Source organism: Sorangium sp. So ce834 (assembly GCF_051521425.1).
GTDB lineage: Bacteria > Myxococcota_A > Polyangia > Polyangiales > Polyangiaceae > Sorangium > Sorangium cellulosum_D.
Genome location: NZ_CP150351.1, coordinates 11300843 through 11327500, shown reverse-complemented (window position 1 = coordinate 11327500; position 26658 = coordinate 11300843). Strand labels below are relative to the sequence as shown.

Annotated in this window: 17 protein-coding genes and 2 rRNA genes (1 of these 19 running past the window's edge); 11 read left to right on the top strand and 8 right to left on the bottom strand. The window is 74.1% G+C overall.

Going from position 1 to position 26658, the window contains the following annotated elements; all coding sequences use genetic code 11:
* Both WMF20_RS41675 and rrf read left to right on the top strand, forming a co-directional pair.
* Positions 1–84 (top strand): 23S ribosomal RNA (locus tag WMF20_RS41675); it begins 2923 nt to the left of the window's first position.
* A 136-nt stretch (positions 85–220) separates the two neighbouring features.
* Positions 221–337: ribosomal RNA gene (gene rrf, locus WMF20_RS41670) — 5S ribosomal RNA — on the top strand.
* 599 nt (positions 338–936) lie between these two features.
* Here the strand turns inward: rrf and WMF20_RS41665 are convergent.
* From WMF20_RS41665 to leuS, 7 genes are all read right to left on the bottom strand, one after another.
* Entirely contained in the window at positions 937–1764 is an 828-nt protein-coding gene (locus tag WMF20_RS41665) for a hypothetical protein (protein ID WP_129579478.1), read from the bottom strand.
* A gap of 63 nt (positions 1765–1827) precedes the next feature.
* Positions 1828–4491: an MGH1-like glycoside hydrolase domain-containing protein gene (locus tag WMF20_RS41660; RefSeq protein WP_437607231.1), complete on the bottom strand. Its 2664-nt coding sequence runs from the start codon at positions 4489–4491 to the stop codon at positions 1828–1830.
* A gap of 61 nt (positions 4492–4552) precedes the next feature.
* Positions 4553–5080, bottom strand: a complete 528-nt coding sequence (locus tag WMF20_RS41655; protein ID WP_437607230.1) for a peptidylprolyl isomerase — start codon at positions 5078–5080, stop codon at positions 4553–4555.
* A gap of 63 nt (positions 5081–5143) precedes the next feature.
* A complete protein-coding gene (locus WMF20_RS41650) occupies positions 5144–6520 on the bottom strand; it encodes a hypothetical protein (protein WP_437607229.1) in 1377 nt (458 codons plus the stop codon).
* A complete protein-coding gene (locus tag WMF20_RS41645) occupies positions 6520–7134 on the bottom strand; it encodes a penicillin-binding protein activator LpoB (protein ID WP_129579474.1) in 615 nt (204 codons plus the stop codon). Before WMF20_RS41645 ends, WMF20_RS41650 begins: the two co-directional genes overlap by 1 nt.
* 62 nt (positions 7135–7196) lie before the next feature.
* The gene (locus tag WMF20_RS41640; protein WP_437607228.1) at positions 7197–8288 is read right to left on the bottom strand and encodes a trypsin-like serine protease; all 1092 of its coding nucleotides are present in this window, start codon (positions 8286–8288) and stop codon (positions 7197–7199) included.
* 329 nt (positions 8289–8617) lie between these two features.
* Entirely contained in the window at positions 8618–11182 is a 2565-nt protein-coding gene (gene leuS / locus WMF20_RS41635; RefSeq protein ID WP_437607227.1) for a leucine--tRNA ligase, read from the bottom strand.
* Positions 11183–11804: 622 nt separating this feature from the next.
* Between leuS and WMF20_RS41630 the strand changes: the two genes are divergently transcribed.
* Together WMF20_RS41630 and WMF20_RS41625 are read left to right on the top strand one after the other, a co-directional pair.
* Positions 11805–13037 (top strand): hypothetical protein, encoded by a 1233-nt coding sequence (locus WMF20_RS41630; protein WP_437607226.1) that lies wholly within the window; start codon positions 11805–11807, stop codon positions 13035–13037.
* 79 nt (positions 13038–13116) lie between these two features.
* Positions 13117–14574, top strand: coding sequence for a UDP-N-acetylmuramoyl-tripeptide--D-alanyl-D-alanine ligase (locus WMF20_RS41625; protein ID WP_437607225.1), 1458 nt, complete (start codon positions 13117–13119; stop codon positions 14572–14574).
* Between the two features lie 38 nt (positions 14575–14612).
* Here WMF20_RS41625 and WMF20_RS41620 read toward each other — a convergent pair whose 3' ends face one another.
* Complete coding sequence (locus WMF20_RS41620) at positions 14613–15233, bottom strand: peptide deformylase (protein ID WP_129579469.1); 621 nt, start codon at positions 15231–15233, stop codon at positions 14613–14615.
* A gap of 127 nt (positions 15234–15360) precedes the next feature.
* On the opposite strand from WMF20_RS41620, the gene WMF20_RS41615 reads away from it, so the two are divergent.
* From WMF20_RS41615 to WMF20_RS41585, 7 genes are all read left to right on the top strand, one after another.
* Entirely contained in the window at positions 15361–17820 is a 2460-nt protein-coding gene (locus tag WMF20_RS41615) for an MMPL family transporter (RefSeq protein WP_437607224.1), read from the top strand.
* A gap of 10 nt (positions 17821–17830) precedes the next feature.
* Complete coding sequence (locus tag WMF20_RS41610; protein WP_437607223.1) at positions 17831–19237, top strand: hypothetical protein; 1407 nt, start codon at positions 17831–17833, stop codon at positions 19235–19237.
* A complete protein-coding gene (locus WMF20_RS41605) occupies positions 19234–20595 on the top strand; it encodes a hypothetical protein (RefSeq protein WP_129579466.1) in 1362 nt (453 codons plus the stop codon). The genes WMF20_RS41610 and WMF20_RS41605 overlap by 4 nt, the downstream gene beginning before the upstream one ends.
* A gap of 418 nt (positions 20596–21013) precedes the next feature.
* The gene (locus WMF20_RS41600; RefSeq protein ID WP_129579465.1) at positions 21014–21433 is read left to right on the top strand and encodes an RNA recognition motif domain-containing protein; all 420 of its coding nucleotides are present in this window, start codon (positions 21014–21016) and stop codon (positions 21431–21433) included.
* A gap of 100 nt (positions 21434–21533) precedes the next feature.
* Positions 21534–22808, top strand: coding sequence for an MFS transporter (locus tag WMF20_RS41595; protein WP_437607222.1), 1275 nt, complete (start codon positions 21534–21536; stop codon positions 22806–22808).
* 58 nt (positions 22809–22866) lie between these two features.
* A complete protein-coding gene (gene glmS / locus WMF20_RS41590) occupies positions 22867–24702 on the top strand; it encodes a glutamine--fructose-6-phosphate transaminase (isomerizing) (protein ID WP_437607221.1) in 1836 nt (611 codons plus the stop codon).
* Positions 24703–24807: 105 nt separating this feature from the next.
* Complete coding sequence (locus WMF20_RS41585; protein WP_437607220.1) at positions 24808–26589, top strand: ATP-binding protein; 1782 nt, start codon at positions 24808–24810, stop codon at positions 26587–26589.
* Positions 26590–26658: the final 69 nt, after the last annotated feature.

Genomic DNA, 26658 nt, shown 5'->3' with positions numbered 1-26658 from the left:
AGACCACGAGGTTGATAGGCCGGGTGTGGAAGCCGAGCAATCGGCGGAGCTAACCGGTACTAATAGGTCGTGCGGCTTGACCATACTTCTAAGGCAAACATCGAAGCATCGCGCCCGGAGTTCGGGTGACGAGCAGCGTGACACAGCTGGCCCTGCGTAAAAGAGTAGAGCGCCGCGAAAGCGGGCTCCGCAGGGTTCCGATTGGACGCACCCACAAGTTTCCGGTGGTGATATCGAGAAGGTCACACCCGATCCCATACCGAACTCGGAAGTTAAGCTTCTTGGAGCCGATGGTACTGCCAGGGCAACCTGGTGGGAGAGTAGGACGCCGCCGGGATTTTCTTCGAACCTGCGCATGGTGCGAGCCATGCGCAGGTTTTTTTTTGTTCTGGGTCCTGCTGGGCCTCGGGAGCTGCCGGCGGACGCGGCAACGGGGCCGATCTCGGCTTCCGGGGAGCGTGTCGGCGGCGGCGGAGCCGGGCGGGGGAAGGGCGTTCTGAGCAGCCCGGCCCCCAGCGGGGGTGCTCGCCGGGCGGCGCTGCGAGAGCCGAACTCGCCTGGGACGTTTCATCCCCGGCGCGCTGCGCACGCCGGAGATGAAACGTCAGTCGGGCTCAGACACCGGCTCTCGCAGCGCCGCCCGGCGAGCACCCCCGCTGGGGGCCTACCGTCCGTCAGAACGGCGATGGTGGTGGGGATCGACGGACCCGCGCTGATGCTGAGCTCGTCCGCTGAGGGCTGAGCTCGGTCGCTGGATAGCCGTTCGTCCAGGAGAGCTGTTTCGGCGGCGCAGCAGGCCCCACAGTTTCGCCGCACGATCGGAGATCGTGCTGGTGGTCGTGGACGTCCGACCGGCATGTCGACAGCGGTGCGCTTCGCGGGCTCGGTCCAGACAGCGACGGGGCAGCGGCGGTACCGCTGCCGTCGCGGGCGTGGTCAGTGGGGGCGCTCGGCTGCGCGCCTCGGGCCGTAGCTGCGCAGAAGAATGAGCCCCGCAAGGACGACCAGGGCGGCGATCTGGAGCTGAAACGGGATCTGCTGGACCCACTCCTCCTCATCGATGCCGATCGTGGCCAGCACCAGGCCGAGCAGGCCGCCCACGGCCTCGCCAGCCCGGCTGACCGTCGTCGCTGGGCCGCTCGCCACCGCCTCGTGCGAGAGGGCATGCAAGAGAAGGCCCGCGACGGCAGAGAGCAGCCAGGGCTCGACCGCCTCAAAGTGCTCCACATCGACGAGCCGCGTCGCGAAGGCGCCAACCACCGTGGCGAGCGCAATGCCCGCGAGCGCCGCGCTCATGGCGCCCTTGCCGCCTGTACCAGCCCTCACCTCGAGGACCTGGATCGCCACCACCATGGCGAGCGGCACCGTGTGCGCCGCCAGCGCGAGCACGACAGGCAGCGTCAACTGACCTACCCGCGAGAGCGACGCCACCGCCGCACCCTCGCCGAACTGATGCGCCAGCACCGCGGCATACCCCATCGCAAGCGCCGTCGTGGGCGTCCGGTGAGCGCCCGCCTCGCCGATCACGAGGCGCTCGAGCATGGCCGGCGCCAGGAAGCCCGCCACCGCCGCGATCGACGCAGGCCAGCCAATCTCGCCGAGCGCCTCCGGCAAGAGATGCAGCAACGCTATCGACGCCGCCCCCACCAGGGCGAACGTCCGGAGCGCAGACATCGCGCCCTCGCTGCGGTGACGGAAGAGCGCCGCAATGCCGCCCAGCATGACGGCCAGCGCGAGGAGCGAGACGCCGAACGCCAGCGACACAGGCGCCCTCCTAGCACGGATCGACCACGAAACGGCGCCGAGCCGTGCATCTTGTGTGGAGCGCTACGAATAGGGGAGGTCGTGGCGGCCCGCGCGGAGGATCAGATCGCCGACGAGGGCGGTCCAGCCGGTCTGGTGCGAGGCGCCGAGCCCGGCGCCGGTGTCGCCGTGGAAGTACTCGAAGAAGAAGAGACGATCCCGGAACTGCGGGTCGTGCTGGAAGAGCGCGTGCTCGCCGTGGACCGGGCGGCGACCCTCGCGATCGCGCTCGAAGATCGCGATCAGACGCCGCTCTAGCTCGTGCGCGCCGTCGCGGAGCGTGCGAGGGCCGTGGCTGCCGATCGAAGGGATCGTGAGCACGTCGCCGAAGCCGTGATCGAGCCGGAGCAGCGAGCGGTAGAGCAGATAGCCGAGCGGGAACCAGATCGGGCCGCGCCAGTTGGAGTTGCCTCCCTTCATGCGCGTGATCGACTCGCCGGGCTCGTAACCGACCGTGTACTGCGCATGGCAGGGCTCCAGCCCGAGCGAGACGGGCGCGGCCGCGTGCTCCTTCGAGAGCGAGCGCGGGCCGAACGGCGAGAGGAACTTGTCCTCGTCGAACAGGTGCGCGAGCACCCGCTCGAGGCGCCCCGGCGTCACCGCAGAGAGCACCTGCCGGCCGTCCGGGCGCACCGTGATCGCCTCGGCCAGCGCGGGGTTCTTGCGGAGGAACCACTCGGTCCGGCGCCGGAAGTTCGCGAGCTTGCCGTAGATCTCCGGCGTGATCACGTGCACGGCGCAGAGCGGGATGAGGCCCACGGCCGACCGGATCTTCACGTGCCGCGGCTTCCCGCCGACGGTCAGGATGTCGAAGTAGAAGCCTTCCTCCTCGGACCAGAGCGGCAGCCTGCCGCCCTGCGCGTGGTGGAGCGCGTGCGCGATCCGCAGGAAATGCTCGAAGAACTTGCTGGCAAGATCCTCGTACGCGGAGTTGTCGAGCGCGAGCTCGAGCGCGATGCGCATGAGGTCGAGGCAGTACATCGCCATCCACGCGGTGGCGTCCGCCTGCTCCAGGCGCATCCCGGGCGCGAGCCGCTCGCTGCGATCGAAGAGGGAGATGTTGTCGAGGCCGAGGAACCCGCCCTCGAACACGTTGTGCCCCTCGGCGTCACGCTTGTTGACCCACCAGGCGAAGTTGATGAGGAGCTTGTGGAACACCCGCTCCAGGAACACACGGTCGCCCTCGCCCCGCTGCTTCCGCTCGATCTTGTAGAGCTGGTAGGTCGCCCAGGCGTGCACCGGCGGGTTCAAGTCCGAGAACTCCCACTCGTACGCGGGCAGCTGGCCGTTCGGGTGCTGGTACCACTCCTTGACCATCAGCTTCAGCTGGGCCTTCGCGAGGTCGATGTCGAGCGAGGCCAGCGCGATCGCGTGGAAGGCGAGATCCCAGGCCGCGAACCAGGGGTACTCCCACTTGTCCGGCATCGAGATGACGTCGGCGACCGAGACGTGACGCCACTGGCCGTTGCGGCCCGAGAGCCGCTCGGGCGGCGGCGCATCGACGTCGCCGCGGAGCCAGGTGTCGACGTCGTAGTGATAGAACTGCATCGTCCAGAAGAGCCCCGCCGCCGCCTGCCGCTGGATGGCGCGGCGATCCTCGGACAGATGAGGGCCCTGGACGGCGAGATAGTACTCGTCCGCCTCCCGGCGGCGCGCCTCCACGAGCTCGTCCACGAACTCGAACGGCCGCTCCACCGGGTCCGGAGCGAGCCGGAGCAGGATCCGCCTGCGCTCGCCGGCCGGCACCTCGAGGCGGTGCCAGCTCGCGGCCTTGGTGCCGCGCAGCTCGGGGTTCACCCGCGACGCGTCGCCGTGGATGACCCGGTGATGGAACGCGTCCTTCACGTAGGGCGTCCGCGAGGGGGCGCCGTAGAGCCGCTCGAGGTTCGTCTCGTTGTTGGTGAAGAGCAGCTCGGGGCTGCCCTCGATGTAGAGGTGATGCGCGCCGTGCTCGGGGTGCGCCGCGCGCAGCATCACGTGGCCAGGGCCGCTCTGCATGGCCCGGATCTCCGGGACCGGACCGGGAGGGTCGCTCCACGACCAGGTGTTGCGGAACCAGAGGTGCGGCAGCACGTGGATCGGCGCGGGCTCCGGGCCGCGGTTCACCACCGTGATGACCATGAAGATGTCGCTCGGGCTCCGCTTCGCGTACTCGACGATGACATCGAAGTAGCGATCGCCGTCGAAGGCGCCGAGATCGGGGAGATCGACCTCGCCCTCCGAGAGGCCCCGCTCGCGCGCGGCAGCGACGAGCGCTCCGTACGGGAACTCGCGCTGCGGGTACCGGTAGAGGTAACGCAGGTAGCTGGAGGTCGGCGTCGCGTCCTCGTAGTAGTAGATCTCCTTGACGTCCTCGCCGTGGTTGCCTTCGGGCCCCGTCAGGCCGAAGGCCCGCTCCTTCAGGATCGGATCCTTCTCGTTCCAGACGGCGACGGCGAGGCACAGGATCTGGTGGCGATCGCAGATGCCGCCGAGGCCGTCCTCGTTCCAGCGATAGGCGCGGCTCCGGGCGTGCTCGTGCGGGAAATGCGCCCAGGCGTCCCCGTTCGCGCTGTAGTCCTCGCGCACCGTCCCCCAGGCGCGCTCCGACAGGTAAGGGCCCCAGTGCTTCCAGCGCAAGACGCGCTCGCGCTCCTCTTCGAGGCGGCGGTGCTCGGCGGTCAGCGCGGCGCGGGCGGTCCTCGTCATGCACGCCACGGTAGGCGACCCGGACGGAGGCGTCGAGCCCACGGCCTCCGCGCGAGCGGCGCTACTCGGTGCGCTTGATGATGTGGAACCCGAACGGGGTCTCGACGACCTCGCTCACCTCGCCGACCTTCAGGGCAAAGGCGACGTCGGCGAAGCCCTTCACCATCACGCCGCGCTCGAACACCCCGAGGTCGCCGCCGCGCTCCTTGGCGCCAGGCTCGTCGCTGTACTCGGCGACCACGTCCTCGAAGGCCGCCCCGCCACGGATCTTGAGGAGCGCCTCCTGGGCGCGCGCGCGCGCCTCGTCGCGCGTGCGGCGTACGCCCTCGGGCCTGCTCTTCGAGCCGTCGTGCATGACGAGGATGTGCCGCGCGCCGATCTGCTTCGGCTGGCTCGCCACGATCGCCCGCTCCCGCTCGAGCGCCGCGTCCTCCTCGGCCGCCCGGATCGGCGCGGAGACCGCGAGGCCGCCGCCGACCCAGGACGGCGAGGTGGCCAGCGTCCCGCAGGCGGTCGCGCCGAGGAGCGCGAGGGGAGAGCACGCCGAGAGCGCGCGGACCAGCACGGCGCGGAGAGCAAGGCTACGCATCGGCGCGGAGACTGCCGCGGGAGGGATGCGCCGGCAACCCTTCCGGGCCGCGCCCGGGGCCGCTCAGCGCAGCACCATCACCGGGACGAAGGCCCACCCGCCCGCGGCAACGCTCACCCGGGCGCGCCGCACCTCGCCCCGGGCGCTCACGACGACCTCGTGCGTGCCCGCGGGGACGCGGGTGCGCGCGATCGCGATGCGCGCGGGGAGCGTGGACCAGCCGCGCGTGTCCGGCGTGTCGAGGGCGGTCAGCGTCGCGCTCGTGAGCAGGCCGACGAGCAGGCCCAGCGGCCCGGAGTCCTCCGCGGCCGCCTCGGTGGCGCCCTGGGCCGCCTCGCCCGCGGCGACGCGGGCGAGCGTCCGCGTGATGGCCGACAGGATGATCGTGCCCTCGCTCGTCTTCCAGGCCGAGCGCACCTGCGCCTCGATGTCGAGGGCTTGCTCCAGCGGCTGGGAGCGCCCATCCAGCTTCAGGGTCGGGATCGCGTAGCCGCCCTTGCCCCGGGCGAGCGTCGGGTAGTTGACCCACGTCACGAGCCCCTTCGCCGCGAGCTCGTTGGCCCGCGCGCGATCGGTCGGGCTGATGTCGTCGGCGACGAGCGTGAGCGCGAGCCCGATCGGCAAGCGCTGCGGCATCTTCTGCGGCACGCGCCCGAAGCCGACGACGACCACGAGCTCCGCCTCGCCGGCCTCGTCGAGCGGCGGCGGCGGCTCCACGCCCTCGATCAGGGCGGCGATGCGGGGCGTCCTCGGCTCGCCGCGCGTGAGCGCGCGCAGCGGGGCGCGGAGCGACGGATACGGCCCGTGGCGGAGCGCGTCGTCGTAGTAGAGGAGCGCCTCGTCGAGCTGACCGCTCTTCTCGAAGGCGAAGCCGGCGAGGTAGCTCCCGAGGCCGATGAGCGCCGTCTCGCCCTCGTGATCGCGCAGGTACTTCTGCATCACGACGAGGCGGCGGGCCTCGACCCTGGCCCCGCTGAGGTCGCGCTGGGCCAGGTAGTTCATCATGTTGATGGTGTTGATGAGCAGCTTCTCGTGCGCAGGCGCCTTGTACGGGCCCGCGTCGTCCGAGAAGAGATACTTGCCGAGCTCGGCGGCGGCCCCGCGCGACATGTCGAGCAGGTCGATCGACTTGTCCGCCGCCCCGAGATCGCGCGCGGACAGCTCGTAGCGGTCCATGCCGAGGAGGATGTTGCCGCGGTCGAGCAGGAGGAGCGCGTTGTCGCCCGTGAGCGCCGGAAGCTCGGCCGCGCTCTCGACCTCCATCTGCTCGTTCAGCGCGGCCACCGCCTCCGCGGGCGCCCCGCGGTCGAGCGCGGCGAGCGCGGTGCGCACGCGATCTTCGTGGCCGGCGCAGGCGGCCTGTCCGACGCCGAGGAGCAGCGCGAGAGGCAGAAGGACCGCGCGCCCGCGCCCCCGGAGGCTCGCGTGCCGCCAGCGCATCACTCCTGGATGAGCGCCTTGGTGAAGGCGGCTTTGTTCTGCCAGGCCACCGCGCTCGTGGCGACCTCGATGAGCTGCATGAACATGAAGTACTGGACGCGGCGCTCGTCCTCGGTGCGCTCGTCGGAGGTGAAGACCTTGCCGGTGATGTAGTACTTCGCGCCGAGCTGGCGGTTGTACTCGGCGATGTGGTCCGGATCGAACCCGCCGCCGTGCTGCTTCTCGATCTCGGCGATCATCTGCTGCTGGCGCTCGACGCTCACCACGGTGACGAGGCCCGTGTTGACCATGTACGTCTCGATGTCCGACAGGAGCGCCTGGAGCTGGCTGTCGATGTGCTCGCTCGTCTGGTTCGACAGCGGGTAGATGGCGAGCGTGGGCCGCGAGCCCTCCTGCGCCCACGCCTTCGCGATGGGAGAGGCCATCAGCGACTTCAGGTTCTCGTGGAGGAGCTGCTCGATGTCGCGCTTGTCGATCCCCGTGCTCATCGCGGCGTCGTCGAGCCCCTCGACCTGGTTGCCGCGCACGTAGGTCGGCCCGCAGCCGAGGGACGTCGAGGCGAGCGCGAGCGCCGCGAGGAGCGCGGCCGGACGGATGATGGGCGAGCTGGGCATGGACACTCCGCAGGGTCTGGACGGGCGCATCCTAGCAGGCGAGGTGTGCGTCGGAGCGTCGATCAGGCGGAAATCGTGCTCCGCCGCGCGGCGCGCGCCGGCGCAGCCGCCGTCCCGGCGCGCTTCAGCGCGAGCAGCGCGACGAGCGCGAAGAGCGCGCGCGCGGAGCCGGCCCCGCCCCCGGCGACGGGGCCGTGGGCGCACGAGAGCCAGCGCTCGTCGAGCGGCCGACGCGACGGCGAACGCTCCGCCGAGCCGTGCGCCGTGGCCCACCAGGGAGCGCTGTAATCGCCGGCGTCGGCGGCGCGCGCCGCCTCGGCGACGAGCCAGTCGCGATGGGCGATCAGCCCTCCGTAGATGGGGTCGGAGCAGCCGGACGGCCCGCGCGAGGTCACGCCGATGATCCGCCCGGCGCCGTCGAGCGCGGGTCCGCCCGAGTCGCCGCTGCAGATGCCGCTCTCGCCGCGCCACTCGCTGCCCGTGACGCGCTCCTGCGTCCCGCACCCGTAGCCGACGCACTCGACGTGGAGCCCGTCGCGGCGCCGGCGCGCGCCGCCGTCGCGCGCCCTGCCCTCCGTGTCGCCGAAGCCGATCGCCGAGTAGACCTCGCTCTCCTCGGGCGGCCGGTCGAGGCGGGGCGCGAGGGGCGTGACGTCGCTGCTCGGGACCGGCGAGGCGAGGACGATGAGCGCGAGATCGCGGCCGCACACGGCGTTGCCGTCGGGCGGGCTGAGCACCGCGCGCGCGGCGAGCCACGGCGCGCCGCCGGCCCACATGGCCCGGCCGAGGGTGGCGTAGACCTGCGAGGCGTCGACCGGCTCACCGAACGCCGCCGTCCTGCAGGAGATGAGCTTCGGCGCCTCGGCGATGCAGTGCTGCGCCGTGAGCACCAGGTCGGGCGCGATCAGGGTGCTCGAGCAGGTCCGCGCGACGCGGCCCTTCCGATCCGTGATGATCAGCCCGGCGACCGCGCGATCTCCCGTGTCGGGATAGCCTCCCTTGATCTCCAGCGCAGCCTCGTCCGCGTCCTCCCCGCGCGCGGGAGGCTCGCCCGCGTCGCCCGCGCAGCCGGCCAGCGCGGCGGCGGCGAGGAGGTATCCAGCTCGGGTACACCACGCGGTGCTGTTCCGGCACACGGCCAGCCGCCGTTGCACGGCACCTGCCAGCCTGGGCTGTGCATGGGCCGCGTTCCTCGAGGCAGGAGAGGATTGCTTCCGAGGAAGCTCACGCGCCCGCCGAGCTGCGCCGCGCTGTGGTGGGCGCTGCGGCCGGCGCGCCGATCGGGCTCACGTGGATCCGAGCGCCCGACCTCGGCGCCGGCAGGGAGCCAGAGGCTCCGCGATCGATCCTCTCGTGAAGGGACGATGGGCGAGCGCGGAGCGTCGGGATCCGCGAAGAGCCGCCTCGCGCCGCCCGCTGGGAGCGTCCGTTCGCGACGTCGCAGCAGCGCCGGCGCTCGTTCTCCCAGGGCGGCGCCGGAGCGTCAGCCGACGACGATGTTCACGATCTTCCCGGCCACGTAGATGAACTTCTTCACCTGCTTGCCGGCGGCGAGGGCGGCCACGCTCTCCAGGCCGAACGCGGCGGAGCGGGCCTCCTCCTCGGAGGCCGCCTTCGCCAGCATCACCCGGCCGCGGACCTTGCCGTTCACCTGCACCGGGATCTCGAGGACGTCATCGATGCAGAGCGCCTCGTCGTACGTCGGCCAGGGCTCGTAGGCGAGCGAGCGCTGATGCCCCGTGAGCCGCCACAGCTCCTCCGCGAGGTGCGGCGCGAACGGCGAGACGAGGAGGATCAGCCGGAGCACCGCCTCGCGCGGCGGCGAGGGCAGCGAGCTCAGGTGGTTCACGAAGACCATCATCGCGGAGATGGCGGTGTTGAACGCCATGGCCTCGACGTCACCGGTCACCTTCTTGATGGTCCTGTGGAGCTGCCGGCTCGTCGCGTCGTCCATCACGTCCGAGAGCGGCCGCGTGCACGTCGCGAAGACGCGATCCCGGAACCGGACCACCCCCTGGATCTGGGCCGATTGCCAGGGCTTCACGGCCTCGAGCGGGCCCATGAACATCTCGTAGAGCCGCAGCACGTCGGCGCCGTAGGCCCGCACGATGTCGTCGGGGTTGATCACGTTGCCCCGCGACTTCGACATCTTCTCGTTGTCCTCGCCGAGGATCATGCCCTGATGGACGAGCTTCATGAACGGCTCGGGGTGCTTCACGTGGCCGAGGTCGAACAGCACCTTGTGCCAGAAGCGCGCGTAGAGGAGGTGCAGCACGCCGTGCTCCGCGCCGCCGACGTAGAGGTCGACCGGCATCCACGCGTCGTACGCCGCCTGCGAGAACGGCTCGGCGTCGTTCTGCGGGTCGAGGAAGCGCAGGTAGTACCAGCACGACCCCGCCCACTGCGGCATCGTGTTCGTCTCGCGCGCGTACCACGCGCCGTCCTTCTGGAAGAACCGCCAGTCCACCGCGCGCGCCAGCGGACCGGCCGGATCGTCGCCAGGCCGGAAGTCGGCGAGCGGCGGCAGCTCGAGCGGCAGGCTGGCCTCGTCCACCGCGATCGGCTGGTCGTAGCGGATCGTGTGCGCGTCGCCCTTCCTGGGATCTCCGCCGGGATCGGCGAGCTCGACGGGGAAGTAGATGGGAATCGGCTCGCCCCAGTAGCGCTGGCGCGAGAAGACCCAGTCGCGCAGCTTGTAGTTCACCTCGCGCTTGCCGCGGCCGAGCGCCTCGAGGCGCTCGATGACCGCGCGCTTGCACTCCTCCGTCGTGAGCCCGTCGAACTCGCCGCTCCGGACCGCGACGCCCGGGTCGACGTAGGCGGCCTCGATCTGATCGTGCAGGGCGCCGTCGGGGCTCACCACCTCGACGATGGGCAGCCCGTACGCGCGGGCGAAGGCGAAGTCGCGCTCGTCGTGCCCGGGCACGGCCATCACGGCGCCGGTGCCGTAGCCGCCGAGCACGTAGTCCGCGACCCAGATCGGCACCTCGGCGCCCGTGATCGGATGCACGGCGAACAGGCCCGTGTCGACGCCGGTCTTCTCCTTCGCGGCCCCGGCGAGGCGCTCGCGATCGCTCTTGCTGGACGCCGCGGCGACGTACGCGCGCACGGCCTCGCGGCGCGGCTCGGACGTGCTGCCCTCGGTCGAGGTGAGCCAGCTGGTGAGCGGGTGCTCGGGCGCGAGCACGACGTAGGTGACGCCCATCAGCGTGTCGGGGCGGGTCGTGAACACGCTCACCGAGCCCTGGCTCCACGCCTTGACCTCGAACGTGATCAGGGCGCCCTCCGAGCGGCCGATCCAGGCGCGCTGCATCGCGACCGTCCCCTCGGGCCAGTCGAGCAGGCGGAGATCCTCCGCCAGGCGGTCGGCGTAGGCGGTGATGCGGAGCATCCATTGGCGGAGCGGCGTCTTGTAGACCGGGTGGTTGCCGCGCTCGCTCTTGCCGTCGATCACCTCCTCGTTCGCGAGGACGGTGCCGAGCGCCGGGCACCAGTTGACGCTCACCTCGTCCTGGTACGCGAGGCCCTTCTTGAAGAGCTGGAGGAAGATCCACTGCGTCCAGCGCACGTAGCGTGGATCGGTCGTGGCGAGCTCTCGCGACCAGTCGTAGCTGAAGCCCAGCATCTTGAGCTGGCGCTTGAACGTCGCGATGTTCCGCGCCGTGGTGTCGGCCGGGTGCGTGCCGGTCTCGATGGCGTGCTGCTCGGCCGGGAGGCCGAAGGCGTCCCAGCCCATCACGTGCAGCACGTCGATCCCGCGCATGCGGTAGTAGCGCGACACGATGTCGGTCGCCGTGTACCCCTCGGGGTGGCCGACGTGCAGCCCCGAGCCCGAGGGGTAGGGGAACATGTCGAGCACGTAGCGCTTCTCGCGCGCGCCGCCCGCGCTGCGGACGGCGCGGAAGGTCTCGCCCTCCTCCCACGCGCGCTGCCAGTGCGGCTCGACCGCGGCGTGATCGTAGCGCGCGGGCTCGCGCGGCTCGTTGGAAGAAGGTCCGGTGGACGTGCGGGGGCCCATCGTCTCGGCGGCCATAGCGCGACGAGCCATAGCACTGTGCTGCCGCGATCGACAGCCGCCCTGCGGCGGCACGAGCCCGCGTCCCCGCGGGCTCGCCGTCACCCGTCCGCGGCGCGCGCCCCGCCATGTCGAGAGTTCCCGGCAAGCGTGGACAGCCCCCTGGGTGCGAGCTCTGCCGTCGGACGCGCCCGCGAGCCTCCGTGCCGGCTGCTGACGGCGCGCGCGTCCCCGCGCTCTGGATGCGGGCGCGCCGCGGGCCGGGGACGTGGTCCGCTCCGCGCAGGGCGGAGGACGAGGTCCATCTTCGACAGGCCGAGCCCCGGGAAGCGCGCCGCGCTGTTCCTTCGTCCGCAACGGGCGGCGTGGTCGCGCCGCGGCGCTGCGCATCCGCGGCGCAGCGCCGCCTCAGGGGCGGGGCGACGCGTCAGAAGGATGGCCGGACGCCGAGACTTGGGGGTAGATTGAGAGCGCTGTTCCGCTTCAGTGTGAGGCGGAGGGGCCGCGTTGGCGGTCTCTCCGGGGCGCGCGGATGACCGACAAACACGTTCCATGGGGAGCCCCCGAGGGTGAGATGGCGGCGCAGTCAGGCCGGCCGCTCGCATCTACGCATGCATCGGGGATCCCTTTCCGGCCGTTGCCCGTGGCGCCGCTGATGGCGCCCGGGGCCCTCCGCCCGCTCTCCACCCAGTACGCGCTCAGCCCTCAGCTTCAGCAGCACAGCCCACCCGGCTTCGCCGGACCGGCGCCCTCGGCGGCCGGGCTCGCCGGGCCCGCCGCCCCCGGGGCGGCGTATCCCGGACCGGCGCCGTCGGCGCCCGCGTTCGCAGCGCCCGCGCCGTCGCCACCCGCGTTCGCAGCGCCCGCGCCGTCGGCGCCTGGCCTCGCTGGGCCGGCGTCGTCGACGCCCGAGTTTTCCGCGCCCGCCTCCCCTCCGGCGGCGGCGAGGTCCGGCTACACCCAGCCGCCCGCGGGGAACGTCTCGGCGCGCGGAGGGACCCTCCCGCCCGGGCTCGTCTCGCAGCAGGACGTGCTGTCGGCCAGCGGCGTCTTTTCTGCGAGCGGCCTCCCGTTCATCTCGGCGCCGCCGCCGTCGGATCCGGCGCCCCCGAGCCAGATGTCGTTCCAGCCGGCGCCAAACACGGAGCGGATGCTGGCCGCGAACGCGGCGCAGCCGCCCCCTCCGGCGGCGCCGCCGGCCTTCGCGGGCCCGGGCTTCGGTTCCGCGGGCCCCGCTGTCCAGGAGGCCGGGCGCATGCCGCTGCCCTCGCTGCACGCGGGCGTTCAGGCGCCAGCTGGGCCGCCCTCGGCCGCTGCGCCCGCGCCGGCTCCGGCCATGGGCGCAGCGCCCGCCGCGGCGGCGCCCGGCGCGCCGCCGGCGGGCGGCGGGTGGGACGGCGCGGCCGCCGCGGGCGCGCCGCAAGCCGCCGGCGGCTGGGACGGCGCGGCGGCGGCCGGCGCGCCCCAGGCGGCTCACGCGGCGATGCCGCCCGCGGAGAGCCCGTGGGCCACCACGTCGGCGCGGCTCGAGCTGCCGGCGCTCCCGTCGAACTTCGTGCAGGAGCGCGCGGAGCCGCAGAAGCCGCCCGCCGTGACGGCGCCGCGCCGCGAGGGCGGCAGGACGCTCATCATCGTGCTCAGCGTGATCCTGGCGATCGCCCTCCTTGCGCTCGTCGGGATCACGCTGTGGCAGAGCATGCGCGGCGGCGGGCCCATCGCGATCGACTACACCGAGCCGCCCCCGACGACCGCCGAGACATCAGCCGAGCCCACCCCGAGCGCGACCGCAGCGCCCACCGCGACCGCGGCCCCCCGGCCAGCCGCGCGCCCGCGGCCGAAGGGCGACGACATCTACGACGAGATCGACAAGGAAAAGACCCGGCGCTGAGGCGGCTCGACGCGCGCGAGGGCCGCGCGCCGGCGATTCGTTGGCCCTGCGCCCCGTTCCATGCTGGTGATCGCCCGCGATGGCGACGCCGATCCCGCAGAATTTTGCCCCCTTCACCCTCGACGAGCTGGCGCGCGCGACCGGCGGGCGCGTGTTGAGGGCCGGGCCGGCGGCGCGGGGCATCTCGACGGACAGCCGCACGATCGCGCCCGGCGCGGCGTTCGTCGCGCTCACCGGCGAGACCTTCGACGGCCATCGGTTCATCGGCGCCGCGGCGCAGCGCGGGGCGGCCGCGTTCGTCGTCTCCCGGGAGGTGGACCTGCCGCCCGGAGGCGGCGCGGTGCTCGTGGAGGACGGGCTCGCGGCGCTCGGGGCGCTGGCCAGCGCGCACCGCGAGCGGTGGCGCGGGGGCGCGCACCCGGACGGGCCGCGGGCGATCGTCGCGATCGGCGGCTCCGCCGGCAAGACGACGACGACGCGGACCATCGCGGCGCTGCTCGCGGGCGCGGGCCGCGGCGACGTGCACGCGACCGCGGGCAACCTGAACAACGCCATCGGGCTGCCGATGACGTTGCTCGGGCTGGAGGACCGCCATCGCTTCGCCGTCGTCGAGATCGGCACGAACCACCGCGGCGAGGTCGCGGCCCTCGCGCGGATCGCGGGGGCGGACCTCGCCGTGCTGACGTCCATCGGCATCGAGCACACCGAGGGGCTCGGCACGCTGGAGGACGTCGCCGCCGAGGAAGGGGACCTGCTCGCCGCCCTGCCGGCCGACGGGGTCGCCCTCGGCAACGGCGACGACGCGAAGGTGGTCGAGCAGCTCGATCGCGCCGGCGCCGCGCGGCGGATCACCTACGGGTTCGGCGAGCGCGCGCAGATCCGGATCGCGGGGCGACGGCCGGTCGGGGTGCGCGGCACCTCGGTGCGGATCGAGCGGGGAGGGGAGGCGCTGGAGATCGTGGTCCCGCTGCTCGGGGAGGCCGGGGCGCTGGCCGCGGCGGCGGCCGTCGTTGCGGTGGAGGAGGCGCTCGGCGAGCGGCTCTCGACGGAGCGGGCGGCCCGCGCCGCCGCGGGGCTCGCGCCGCCGGGGGACGGGCGGCTGTCGGTCCGCGAGCTGCCGGACGGCACCGTGGTCATCGACGACAGCTACAACGCGAACCCCCTGTCGATGCGCTCGTCGCTCAGGACGGCGGTCGAGCTGGCCGAGGCGCTCGGGAAGCGGCTGGTCCTGCTGCTCGGCGAGATGCGCGAGCTCGGCGCGCTCGCGGCGGCGGAGCACGACGCGCTCGGCGAGGCGGTCGGCGCCGCGCGCCCCGCCGCGCTGGTCGCCGTCGGCGGCGAGGCGGCGCGGATCGCGCGCGCCGCCGAGGCGGCCGGCGTGCGAGCGTGGTTCGCCGGCGACGCGAGCGCCGCCGCGAGCCGGGCGCTTCAGATCGTCGAGCGCGGCGATCTGGTCCTCGTGAAGGGCTCGCGCGGGATCAGGATGGAGCGGATCGTAGAAGAGCTCGCCGGGCGCGGCGCCGGCGCCTCGCCCTGAGCGCGCGCCTCGCGGGCGCTCGCCCGACGGGCGCGCGGTCACGCGCCGAGCGCGGCCCGCGCCTCGGCGACCGACTGGCCGAGCAGGACCTTCGCCTCCTCGTTGCTGCAGAAGGATCGCGAGATCATGCGATCGACGTACAGCGTGCCGCGGAGGTGATCGACCTCGTGCTGGAGGATCCGGGCGGGCCACCCAGTCGCCTGCCAGCGGACCTCCTTGCCGTCCGCGTCCACGCCGCTCACCTCGACCGACAGATCCCGCTCGACCAGCGCCATGTAGCCCGGAACGCTCAGGCAGCCCTCGAAGAACGTCGCCCGCCCAGCGCCCGCCGCGTCGGCCGCCCCCGGCAGCGACGGCGCGAGGACCTTCAGCGTCGGGTTGACGATCACCTGCAGCGGGAAGGGCACGCGGCCGCGCTCGGCGCGCTGCTCCGGCGTGAGGCGGGACATCAGCGCCTCGCTATCCTCGAGCACGATCACCTGCTGGCCGACGCCGATCTGCGGCGCCGCGAGCCCGACGCCGGGCGCCTGGCGCATGACCGCGACCATCGTCGAGACGAGCTGCTTGAGCTGCTTCGTCCCGATCTCCTCGGGCGGGACGGGCGCGGCGGGCTTCCGCAGGACGGCTCTGCCTGCGAGGACGATCGGGGGGAGCTCCATGCCGCCGGGATGAACCGGCGCGCCCGCGGGCGCAAGCGCCGCCGGCGGGGGCGCGGCGCGCGCGATGTCCTCGCGGCGGGGCGGGTGTGAGGGTAGAGGAGCGGCCCCGGGCCCGGCCCGGCTCGCCATGGCAGCGCCCCCTCCGCCCTCGCCGGCCCGCGCACGCGCCCCGCGCCGGCCTCTCCGCCTCGCCGTCGCGCTCGCCCTCGCGGCGCTGACGCTCGCCGCCTTCGCCGCCGTGACGCTGCGGCTACAGCTCGAGCCGAACGTCGCCTCGCTCCTGCCCGAGCGCGGCGACGCCGCCGCGTTGCGCCGGTACGTGCGCGGGTTCGGGGGCGGCGATCTCGGCGTCGTGATGGTCAAGGGGGACGACCCCGACGAGAGCGCCGCGGTGGCCGCCGAGATCGCGCGGGCCCTCGCGGCGCGCCCGACCGTGCAGCGCGCCGCCGATCGCATCGACGCCTCGCGCGCGCTCGATCCGTGGCTCGCCTTCCGGCACGCGGACGCGCGCGTGCGGGAGCGGCTCGCCGCCGCGCTCTCGCCCGAGGGGATGCGCGAGCGCCTCGCCGAGACGCGCGCCATGCTGCTCGCGCCGGGCGGCGGCGCCGCGGCCGAGGCGATCGCGGCCGACCCGCTGCGGCTCGCGCAGCTCGTCTTCGAGTCCGCGGACATCGGCTCCGGGGTGCGCACGCAGGCCGACGGCGCGTTCGCCACGGACGACGGCAAGGTGCACCTCGTCCTGGTGCAGCCGGCCGGGCAGGCGCTCCGCGGCGCCGACGCACGGGCCTTCGTCGCCGACGCGAACGCCGTCCTCGACCCGATCCGCGCGGCGCACCCGCGGCTCACGCTCGGGCTCACCGGCGGGCACGCCATCGCCGCGGCCACCGAGGAGATGCTCACGCGCGATCTCGCCGTCTCGAGCACGCTCTCGATGCTGCTCGCCTCCGCGGTCTTCGCGCTGCTCTTCCGCCGCATGCGCGCGCTCGCCGCGGTGATGCCGCCGCTCGTGCTCGGGACCGTCTGGACCGCGGGGCTCGCCACCGCGCTCCCGGGCGGGCTCAGCGCGATCGCGGTCGCCTTCATGTCGGTCGTCGTGGGCGTCGGCGTCGACACCGGCGTCCACGTCTACGCCGCGCTGCTCGAGGCGCGGCGCGAGGGCCTCGATCCGGAGGCGGCCGGTCGCGCCGCGAGGGCGCGGACCTTCCGCGCGGTGCTCGTCGCCGCCGTCACCGCGGCGGCGGCGTTCGGCGCGCTCGCGCTGTCGGACATCAACGCCCTCCGGCAGCTCGGCCTGCTGTGCGCCGCGGGCGAGGTGCTCACGGCGATCGCGATCGTCCTCGTGACGCCGGCCGTCGGCGCCTGGCTCGAGCGGGGGGCCCCGCCGCCCGACGCGCCGGCGCGCTGGCCCGACGGCCTCTACCGGCTCACCCGGACCCGGGGCCGCGCGCTCGCGCTCGCCGCGCTCGCGGCGCTCCCCATCGCGGCGGTCGCCCTCGGCGCCGCGCCGCCGCTCGCCGAGGCCATCGTCGCGATCCGGCCCGCCGAGCTCGAGCCGCTCAAGGTGCAGCAGGCGATCTTCGACGCGTTCGGCGGGCGGCGCGGGCAGTGGGTGGTGCTCCTCGCGGACGGCGAGCAGGAGCGCGCCCGCGCCCGGGCCGATCGCCTCGCGGAGCGCCTCGCCTCGATGAAGGCCGACGTGGAGGCCGTCGACGCGCTCACCGCGCTCGCGCCCGCCCCCTCGACGCAGGCCGCGCGGTTCGCCGCGCGCGACGCGCTCGACCTGCCCGCGAAGGCCGGCGAGCTCGAGCGGGCGCTCCGCGACACGGGCTTCGCGCCCGAGCGCTTCGCGGCGGTGCTGGACGGGATGCGCTCGCCGCCGCGGCAGGAGGTCACGCTCGCCGATCTCGAGCGCGGCCCCGCGTCCATCCTGCTCTCGCGCTACCTCGGCGCGGACGGGGGCGAGGCGCTCGTCGCGCTGTACGTCCGGCCCCGCGACGCCGGCTCGGTCGACCGGATCGAGCGCGCGATCCGCGAGGAGGACCCGAAGGCCATGCTCACCGGCTACACCCGGCTCGAGGCGTCGCTGCGCGAGACGCTCGCCCACGACATGCCGCGGATCGCGATCGTCGCCGGGGCGCTCGTGCTGCTGGCGCTCTCGGCCTCCCTCCGCAGCGTGCGGGACGTCGCGCTGGCCGCGCTCGTCGTCGCCTCCGAGATCTCGCTCGTGCTCCTGCTGATCCGGGCGATCGGCATCCCCCTGCACGCGTACGACGCGCTCGTCATCCCGGTGCTGCTCGGGATCACCGTGGACGAGGGCATGTTCCTGCTCCACCGCGCCCGCGACATCGAGGCGGCGGGCGGCGGCGACGCCGTGATCCGCGAGACGCTGCGCCACGAGGGGCCGGCGATCGCCGCCACCGCGCTGACCACGGCCGCGGGCTTCGCCGCGCTCGCGTTCTGCCGCTTCGACGGCCTCCGCGATCTGGGCCGGGTCGGCGCGCTCGGCAGCGCGGTCGGCCTCGTCGTCGCGCTCGTCGTGGTGCCGGCGGGGCTGCGGCTCTGGCCCCGACCCCACCGGCGCGCGTAACATCGTGGCGTTGTCGCCCCGGAGCCTCCTCCTCGTCGCCCTCCTCGCGCTCGCGCGCCCCGCCGCGGCGCAGCCGTCGCCGCCGCCCGCCGCGCCGCCGCGCCACGCCGCGCCGGCGCCCGCCCCGAAGCCGCCGCGCTCGGCCGTCGCGCGCGTCGTGGACGCGCTCGCGCGCTCGCTCGACCCCGTCCCCGGCCGCGTCCTCGTCACGGCCGGCCCGCTCGTCTCGGACGCGCCGGCGCCGCGCGGCGCCCAGCTCGCGGCCGCGCTCGCCGCCCACCTCGCCGGCAAGCTCGGCGCCGGCGCGCGCGCGCAGAAGGACCCGATCCCGCTGCCGCTCGCGCGCGAGGCCGCGCGCGACGACGCGGCGCTCGTCCACCTCGCCGTCGAGGTCGCGGCGGGTCGGCTGCGCGTCACGGTCGACGTGTACCCGGTGCCGCGCACCGTCTGGGCGCGCATCCGCGATCCGGAGCCGGGGCCGATCGCCCACGCGTACGCCGAGGCGCCCCTCGACGCGGAGGTCCGCAGCTACCTCGCGCCGGTCCCGCTCGTCGCCGCCCGGGTCGATCGCGCGAAGAACTTCGAGGGCGACGTCGTCGCCCTCGCGTGCGGGGATCTCGACGCCGACGGCGCGCTCGAGATCCTGAGCGTGAGCCGGCGGCGCGTGACCACGCTCCGCCTCCGCGGCGGCCGGGTCGTGCCGCTCGCGTCGCGCTCGTGGCCGGACGTGGTCGCCGTGCACCCGTCGCCGCTCCGCGAGCCGCTCGCGTTCGCCACGCTCGTCGAGCGCGAGCGGGACGGCGAGCCCGAGCCGCCGTTCGCCGACGTCGGGCTCACCGATCGCGCTCGCAGCGTCCGCTTCGACGGCAAGCTGAACGCGCTCGCCGAGCTCCCAGGGCTGGCGATCCCGGACGCGGGCGGCTCGGCCTGCACGACGGCGTGGGGGCCGCTCCTCACCGGCCCGCTCGCGCCGTGCGCCCCGGCCGATCCGCCGCCGGCGACGCCGGCGCTCGCCGGCCGGTACGACGCGCTCGCGTCGGCGCAGCTCCTGTCGGCCCGGGGCGAGCCGTTCACGGTCTGGGCGGCGCGCGAGCGCGGCGCGGTCGAGCTCCGGGACAGCGCGGGCCGCCGCAAGCTCGTGGGCAGCGCCGGGGCGCAGCTCGCGATCGGCGATCTCGATCAGGACGGCGAGCCCGAGCTGCTCGCCAGCCTCGACGTGCTCGATCCGCTCGAGGACGCCGTCGTCGTCTTTTCGTGGCGGCGCGATCACGGCGGCCCTTCCCGCGCCGCGCCCCCGGAGATCTTGCGCCTCCCGGCGCCGGCGGGGGTGCGCGCGCTCGCGGTCTGCCCGCCCGACGGGCCCGGGCGCGCCCCGTTCGCCGTCGCGACGGCCGACGAGATCTGGGTGGTGCGGTGAGCCGCTCGCTCCCGCGCCGCGCCTTCCTCGGCGGCGCCGGCGCGCTGCTCGGCGCCGCCGCCCTCCCGGGGCGCGCCCGCGCCATGGGGCGCACCCCGCTCGGCGGCCGCATCACGATGCACCTCCCGTGGCCGACGAGCTCGCTCGACCCGCACGACCTGAGCGATCCTGCCGCGGCCCTGTTCGCGTCGGCGATCGCCGACAGCCTCTACGGCCTGGACGCGTCCGGGAACCCTTACCCGACGCTCACGTCCGCGCTCCCGTCGCGCGAGGGCGACGCCGCGGTCGTGCGCCTCCGCGACGGGCTGCGCACCGCGCGCCTCGTCAAGCTCGACGGCCGCGACGTCGTGAGCTCGGTCGAGCGCGCCCGCGCTCGCGGCGCCGCCGCGGTGCTCGCCGACGTCCCGAGGCCCGAGCGGCACCCGAAGGATCCGCTCGCCGCCGTGTTCCCGCGCGCGGATCCCGCCCGCGTCGCCCGCGCGCTCGCGTCGCCGATGGTCGCGCTCCTGCCGCGCAGCTTCGACCCCGCGTCGCCGGACGGCACCGGCGCCTTCCGGGCCGACCTCGGCCCGCGGCAGATCACGCTGACGCGCAACGACGTCGCCGCGCGCGGCGCTGCCTTCCTCGACGCGATCGACGTGATCCGCTCGGAGGACCTCACGACGTCGCTGCGCGCGTTCGAGACCGAGCGCGACGACCTCGGGTGGCTCGGCGCCGGGCTGCACGCGAACCGCCGCGGCGCTGTCCGCTTCGATCTCGGCGTCGCCGGCTGGATCGTGCTGACCACCGGCCCGGAGGCCGGCCCCTTCGGTCAGCCCGGCGTCGCGCAGCGGCTGGTCGACGCGCTGCCGCCCGAGCGCCTCGCGCACCTCGGCCTCTCGGGTCTCCCCAGGGCGCACGGCGATCCCGCGTGGGGCGGTCCTCCGGCCGAGCTGCTCGTGGACGAATCCGCCGCGCACCTCGTCGAGGTCGCCGAGGCGGTCGCGCCGATCCTCTCGCGGCCCGGGCACGAGGTCACGGCAGAGCCCGTCTCGCGCGCGGAGCTCGGGCGCCGCCGCGCCCGCGGCAAGGCGGCGCTCGCGATCGAGCTCGTGCGCCCGCTCGGCCCCGGGCCTCTCCACGCGCTGCTCGCGCTCGCGACCGCCGACGACCGCGTCCGCGCGCTCGACCTCGCCCGCCACCCGCCCCGGCTCGCGCCCACCGCCGCGCCGCGCTCGCTGACCACGACGCTCCGCCTCGGCGTGATCGCCGAGGTCCGGATCGCGGGCGGCGTGCTGCCGGACGTCGCGCTCGCGCGCGCCGGGGGCGGCGAGGGCTGGGATCTCGGCGCCACGTTCCGTCGATCGGCCGGGCGTTGATGCGCCCGCCGACGGGGGCAGCAGGCGCGACCGACGGACGCAGCAGGTGCAACGGACGCGACCGACGCGACCGGCGCGTCCAATGCCAGCAGACGCTGCCGCATCGCGGCGGTTCGGTCGGGACGTCCGGGCGGGCGGTGCGCGGCTGCGCCGGCGGGAGGGGCTGCTTCCAGCGCTTGCGCCGGGGGGACATTTGGTTACTATCGGCTGGTCACGAACGTCACTGGCACTCGACACGACGCTTCTCTTCTCGGGGATCGCGGATTGATCGCGGACTGGACGACGCAACGTGTGGCGCACCGGGGGCTCCTCCCCAGCGCCGCCCTCCCTCGATCCCCCACGGCTCCATCGGGGCGGCAGGGCACTGTTCGGCACCGAAGCTGACGCATCTCGCAGAGCCGTGAAGTGAATCAGTGTCATGGGTACTCGCCTCTACGTTGGTAATCTCCCCTTCTCCGCCACCAAGGCCTCCGTGCAGGCTGCGTTTGCCCAAAGCGGCGAGGTGACGGATGTGCACATCGTGACCGACCGCGAGAGCGGGCAGTCGCGGGGTTTCGGGTTCGTCACGATGGGCACGCCTGAGCAGGCCCAGCAGGCGATCGAGCAGATGAACGGCGCCCTCATGGATGGCCGTCCGCTTCGCGTGAACGAGGCGGAGGAGCGGGTCCAGCGCGGCGGTGGCGGCGGCGGCGGCGGTTACGGCGGCGGCGGCGGCGGCGGTTACGGCGGCGGCGGCGGCGGCGGTGGCCGCGGCGGTCGTGGCGGTGGCGGCGGCGGTTACGGCGGCGGCGGCGGTGGTCGCGGCGGCCGCGGCGGTCGCGGCGGCGATCGTTACTGATCCGAGCTAGGACGACGTTCATGCGGCGGCGCTTCCCCAGGGAGGCGCCGCCGTTTTCGTTGGTGCGCTGCCCTCACCGCCGATGCCATCTCCCATTTCTTTGCAGCTCAAACCGTCTCCGCGGGCGATCTCGCTCTACTACTTCGGCATCTTCGCCGTCCTCGGCGTGTACCTGCCGCTGTTCCCGAGCTGGCTCGAGGGGCGGGGGGCCCGAGGCCTCGCGATGGGGGCGATCGCGGCGACGCTCCCCGCGATGGGGCTCGTCGCGCCGCCGGTGTTCGGCCTCATCGCCGACGCGCTCGGCGTGCGCGTGTGGCTGATCCGGGCGGCCTGCGCCGGCGCCCTCGCCGTGTTCGCGCTGCTCGCGCTGTCGTCGGCGCTCGGCGTCTCGCTCGGCTTCGGCGGGCTCTTCGCCGCGGCGCTCGCGTTCGCGTTCTTCCGCGCGCCGATGTTCACCATGGCCGACGTGGTCGCGCTCGAGGCGTCGCTGACCTCCGGGATCGCCTACGGCCGGCTCAGGCTCTGGGGCTCGATCAGCTTCGCGCTGATGGCGATCGCCAGCGGGGCGCTCATCGATCCGGCGCGGCCGGCGGCGTTCCCCGTCGCGATCACCGCCGCGCTGCTGGTCGCGTTCGCCCTCTCGTGGGCGCTCCCGGCGGGCGCCGAGGCGCCGCTCCAGCGCCTCGGCCAGCGAGGCGCCGCGCGGGGCGTGGAGGGCGCGGCGCGCGCGCCGGCCGCCGGCGGCTCCGTGCGCGAGCGCGCCCGCGCCCTCCTCCGGAGCCGCGACTTCCGCCTGTTCCTCGCGGCCTCGTTCCTGGCCCAGAGCGCGAACTCCTCCTACGACCTCTGTTACACGCTGCACCTGCGCGACGTCGGCTTCCCCGAGTCGCTGGTGGGGGTCGCGTGGGCCGTCGGCGTCGCGGGCGAGATCGCGCTCATGGCGTTCTCCGGCCCCCTGCTCCAGCGGTTCGCGCCGCCCGTGGCGCTCGCCGTCGCCTTCGCCGGCGCCTCGCTCCGCTGGGCCTTGCTCTCGTACGTGCGCTTCTGGCCCGCCCTGCTCGCGCTCCAGCCGCTCCACGCGGTCTCCTTCGCCATGATGTGGGTCGCCTCGCTCGCCTACACGCGAGATCGCGCTCCGCCGCAGATCCTCGCCACGGCGCAGGGGCTCTTTTCCGCAAGCGCCGGCGCTGGATCCGTCATCGGAATGCTGGCGTGGGGCGAGCTCTACAAGCGCGGCGGCGGCGCCCTCACGTTCGGCGTCGCCTCGATCACGGCCGCGATAGCATTCGTCCTGGCTGTGACCTTCGCGCGATCGACGCGGCGTTCATTGTCAGGGAGCTCAATTTTTTCTGTCGGCTCCCGGTGCCAGGAGTAACGTTACGTTTTCCGCAGCACGCGTAGGCGCGCGCGGGCATTACCTAAACGAGGCGAGCATGTGCGGGATCGTCGGATACGTTGGGTCGAAAAAGGCGGCGCCGATCATCGTCGAAGGGCTGCGCAAGCTGGAGTATCGGGGCTACGACTCGGCCGGCATTGCCATTCATGACGGCAAGGGCATCGAGATCGTCCGGACGCTCGGCAAGCTGATCAAGCTCAGCGAGGCGCTCGAGAAGCGGACCCTCGACGGCACCACGGGCATCGGCCACACCCGCTGGGCGACGCACGGCCGCCCGAGCGAGGTCAACGCCCACCCGCACTCCGCGGGCCCGGTGGCCGTCGTGCACAACGGCATCATCGAGAACCACGTGGCCATCCGGCAGCAGCTGGAGGGCCAGGGCGTCAAGTTCCTCTCCGACACGGATACCGAGATCGTCGCTCACCTCGTCCACCGCGAGCTCCAGAAGGGCGCCAAGTCGCTCTTCGAGGCCGTGCGCGGGGCGCTCCGGCAGGTCCACGGCGCCTACGCGATCGCGGTCGTCTCCCGCGACCAGCCCGACGTCATCGTCGCCGCCCGCTACGGCTCGCCGCTCGTCGTCGGCGTCGGCGAGAACGAGATGCTCTGCGGCAGCGACATCCCCGCGCTCCTCTCGCACACCCGCGACATGATCTTCCTCGAGGATGGAGACATCGTCGAGCTGCGCGCCGGCGGCGTCCGCATCGAGACCGTGGCCGGGAGCGACAAGGTCGAGCGGCGCGTGAAGCGCATCGACTGGAGCCCCGTCCAGGCGGAGCGCGGCGGCTACAAGCACTTCATGCTGAAGGAGATCCACGAGCAGCCCGACGTCGTCGAGGCGACGCTGCGCGGCCGGATCGATCTCGCCGCCGGCGACGTGCACGCGACCGAGATCGGGGTCACGCCCGAGTTCGCGAAGGAGCTGCGCCGGGTCTACATCGTCGCCTGCGGCACGAGCCACCACGCCGGCATCGCCGGGCGCTACTGGCTCGAGCAGCTCGCCCGCGTCCCCACGGTGGTCGAGCTCGCGAGCGAGGTCCGCTACCGCGAGCCGATCTTCTTCCCCGACGACCTCGTCATCGCCATCAGCCAGTCGGGCGAGACCGCCGACACGCTCGCCGCCCTCAAGGCGGCGAAGGCGCAAGGCGCCAAGGTGCTCGCGCTCTGCAACGTGCTCGACAGCGCGATCCCGCGCCTCGCCGACGGCGCGCTCTACACGCACGCGGGCCCCGAGATCGGCGTCGCGTCGACCAAGGCCTTCACCACGCAGCTCGCCGCGCTGCTCCTGCTCTCGGTCTACCTCGGCCGCCGCCGCGACTCGCTCTCCGCGGATCGCGGGCGCGAGATCCTCCAGGCGCTCTGGGAGACCCCGAGCCACATGCGCGAGGTGCTCGGCGACGCCGACTACGTGCACGCCATCGCGAAGCGGCTCGTCCACGCGAAGGACGTCCTCTTCCTCGGGCGCGGGCTCGGCTTCCCGATTGCGCTCGAGGGTGCGCTCAAGCTCAAGGAGATCTCGTACGCCCACGCGGAGGGCTACGCCGCCGGCGAGATGAAGCACGGGCCGATCGCGCTCATCGACGAGAACCTCCCGGTGATCGTCGTCTGCCCGCGCGACGCGCACTACGACAAGACCTTCTCCAACTTGCAGGAGGTCCGGGCGCGCGAGGGGCAGGTCGTCGCCATCGCCACGAAGGGCGATGAGTCGATCCTCGAGATCGCGCAGCACCACGTCTGGATCCCGAAGGTGCCGGACGAGGTGGGGCCGCTCCTCACGGTGCTCCCGCTCCAGCTCATCGCCTATTACGTCGCCAACCTGAAGGGCAACGACGTCGACCAGCCGCGCAACCTCGCGAAGACGGTCACGGTCGAGTAGCGGCGCTCCCCCGCGGCTGGGCCGCTCCGGCGCGCGGGCGGCCCAGCCGGGCGGCACGGGCGGCCCGCGTGCGCGCCGGCGCGGGGCCGCGGCTATGCTGCGCGCATGCGCATCCCCGGCAGAACGGAGCGGCGGGTCGTCGCGGCCATCCTCGTGACCGCGCTCATCCCGCTCGTCGCCAGCATCGTGGTCGCCAGGACGGTGATCGCGCGGGTGTCGGCGACGGCGTTCCAGCCCGAGTTCGGCGTCCACCTGGACAGGGCGCTCGGCGTGTACGCCGAGCTCGCCGCCGCCATCAAGCAGGGCATGCGCTCCGAGGCCGAGGCGATCGCCGCGGCGGATCCGCTGCGCCGGAGCGCCTTCGCCGGGGACGCGGAGCTCCTCGGCGGCGTGCTCGCGCACCTGATCGTGGCGCACCCCGCGCTGGTCTCCCTGCGCGTCGAGCGCTGCGGCGGCGAGCTCGTCGGCGCGCGGGAGCGCGGCCGGCCGGTGGACCCGGCGCGCGAGAAGACGCTCACGGTCCGGAAGGCGATCGAGCGCGCCCCCGGCTCGACCGCGGAGCCCGCGCCCCCCGCGGAGCCCGCGGCCGAAGCCGGCGACTGCGAGGGCGACGCGAGGGCGCTCGTCGCGACGTTCGCCGCGCCGAGCGCCCGCTTCGACGAGCTCGAGTCCGCGCAGGCGTTCGCGCAGGCGTACCGCGCCCTCGAGCGCGAGCATCGCAAGGAGTACGTCGACGAGAGCTACGGCGACGCCTTCGCCGCGCTGCTCGGCGCGACGATCGTCCTCGCCGTGCTCGCCGGCGTGCTCGTCGCGCGCCCCGTGGTCGATCGCGTCGCGCGGCTCGCCGCGGCCATGCGGCCCGTCGCCGAGGGCGATCTCTCGGTGCGCGTCGCGCTCAAGGGCGACGACGAGGTCGCCGACCTCGGCCGCGCCTTCGACCGCATGCTCGAGGAGCTCGAGGGCAGCCGCGCGCGGATCGAGTTCCTGAAGCGCATGGGCGAGTGGCAGAAGATGGCGCGGCACCTCGCGCACGAGATCAAGAACCCGCTGACGCCGATCCAGCTCGCCGTCGAGGAGTGCCACCGCCGCTATGCGGGCAGCGACCCGGCCTACCAGCGCCTGCTGCAGACCACGCTCGAGGTCGTCGAGGAGGAGATCGGCACGCTGCGCCGGCTCGTCGGCGAGTTCTCCAATTTCGCGCGGCTCCCGCAGGCCGAGCTCGAGCCCGCGGATCTCGCGGAGTTCCTGCGGGAGCAGGGCGAGCGCTTCGCCGCGGTGGAGGAGGCGGGGCGCGAGCACGCCTCGGACGAGGCGCTGCTCGGGGGCGTCGATCTCGAGTTCGACGTGCCGGCCGGCCCGATGCCGGCCGCGCTCGATCGCGAGATGCTCCGGCGCGCCCTCGGCAACATCGTGCGCAACGCGGCGCAGGCGCTGCGCGACGCGCAGCGGGCGGCGCCGGGCGGGGGCGCCGCAGCGCGCCCCGGCGCCCTGTGGGGCAGGGTCCGCGTCTCGGCGCGGAGCGAGGGGCAGAGCCACCTCATCGCGATCGACGACGACGGGCCGGGCATCGATCCCGCCGTGCGCGACTCGGTGTTCGATCCCTACGTCACGACGCGGTACGACGGCACGGGGCTCGGCCTGAGCATCGTGAAGAAGATCGTCGTCGACCACGGCGGCACCATCGACGTGCTCGAGTCCCCGCTCGGGGGCGCGCGCTTCGTCGTCCGGCTCCCGCGCGCGGGCACGCCCGCGGCGCGCGCCGCGCAGCGGGCCGAGGGCGAGGGCGGAGCGCGCTCGACCTCGCCGCGCGCGGCGGGCGGACCTGGAGGCCCGGCGGCGCTCGGGCGCGAGGCCTTCTCCGAGGGCGATCGCGAGGACGCTCGTTGATGTTCCGGGGGCCCGGCGGAGGGTCCCGGCCACGAAAGCGCGCCGACGCGTCGGTCCGTGTCAGGAGAT

Bases quoted from the DNA above. Each gene is read 5' to 3' on its own strand.
- WMF20_RS41660 (WP_437607231.1), bottom strand. From the start codon at position 4,491: ATGACGAGGACCGCCCGCGCCGCGCTGACCGCCGAGCACCGCCGCCTC.
- WMF20_RS41655 (WP_437607230.1), bottom strand. From the start codon at position 5,080: ATGCGTAGCCTTGCTCTCCGCGCCGTGCTGGTCCGCGCGCTCTCGGCG.
- WMF20_RS41650 (WP_437607229.1), bottom strand. From the start codon at position 6,520: ATGCGCTGGCGGCACGCGAGCCTCCGGGGGCGCGGGCGCGCGGTCCTT.
- WMF20_RS41645 (WP_129579474.1), bottom strand. From the start codon at position 7,134: ATGCCCAGCTCGCCCATCATCCGTCCGGCCGCGCTCCTCGCGGCGCTC.
- leuS (WP_437607227.1), bottom strand. From the start codon at position 11,182: ATGGCTCGTCGCGCTATGGCCGCCGAGACGATGGGCCCCCGCACGTCC.
- WMF20_RS41630 (WP_437607226.1), top strand. From the start codon at position 11,805: ATGGCGCCCGGGGCCCTCCGCCCGCTCTCCACCCAGTACGCGCTCAGC.
- WMF20_RS41625 (WP_437607225.1), top strand. From the start codon at position 13,117: ATGGCGACGCCGATCCCGCAGAATTTTGCCCCCTTCACCCTCGACGAG.
- WMF20_RS41620 (WP_129579469.1), bottom strand. From the start codon at position 15,233: ATGGAGCTCCCCCCGATCGTCCTCGCAGGCAGAGCCGTCCTGCGGAAG.
- WMF20_RS41615 (WP_437607224.1), top strand. From the start codon at position 15,361: ATGGCAGCGCCCCCTCCGCCCTCGCCGGCCCGCGCACGCGCCCCGCGC.
- WMF20_RS41600 (WP_129579465.1), top strand. From the start codon at position 21,014: ATGGGTACTCGCCTCTACGTTGGTAATCTCCCCTTCTCCGCCACCAAG.
- glmS (WP_437607221.1), top strand. From the start codon at position 22,867: ATGTGCGGGATCGTCGGATACGTTGGGTCGAAAAAGGCGGCGCCGATC.
- WMF20_RS41585 (WP_437607220.1), top strand. From the start codon at position 24,808: ATGCGCATCCCCGGCAGAACGGAGCGGCGGGTCGTCGCGGCCATCCTC.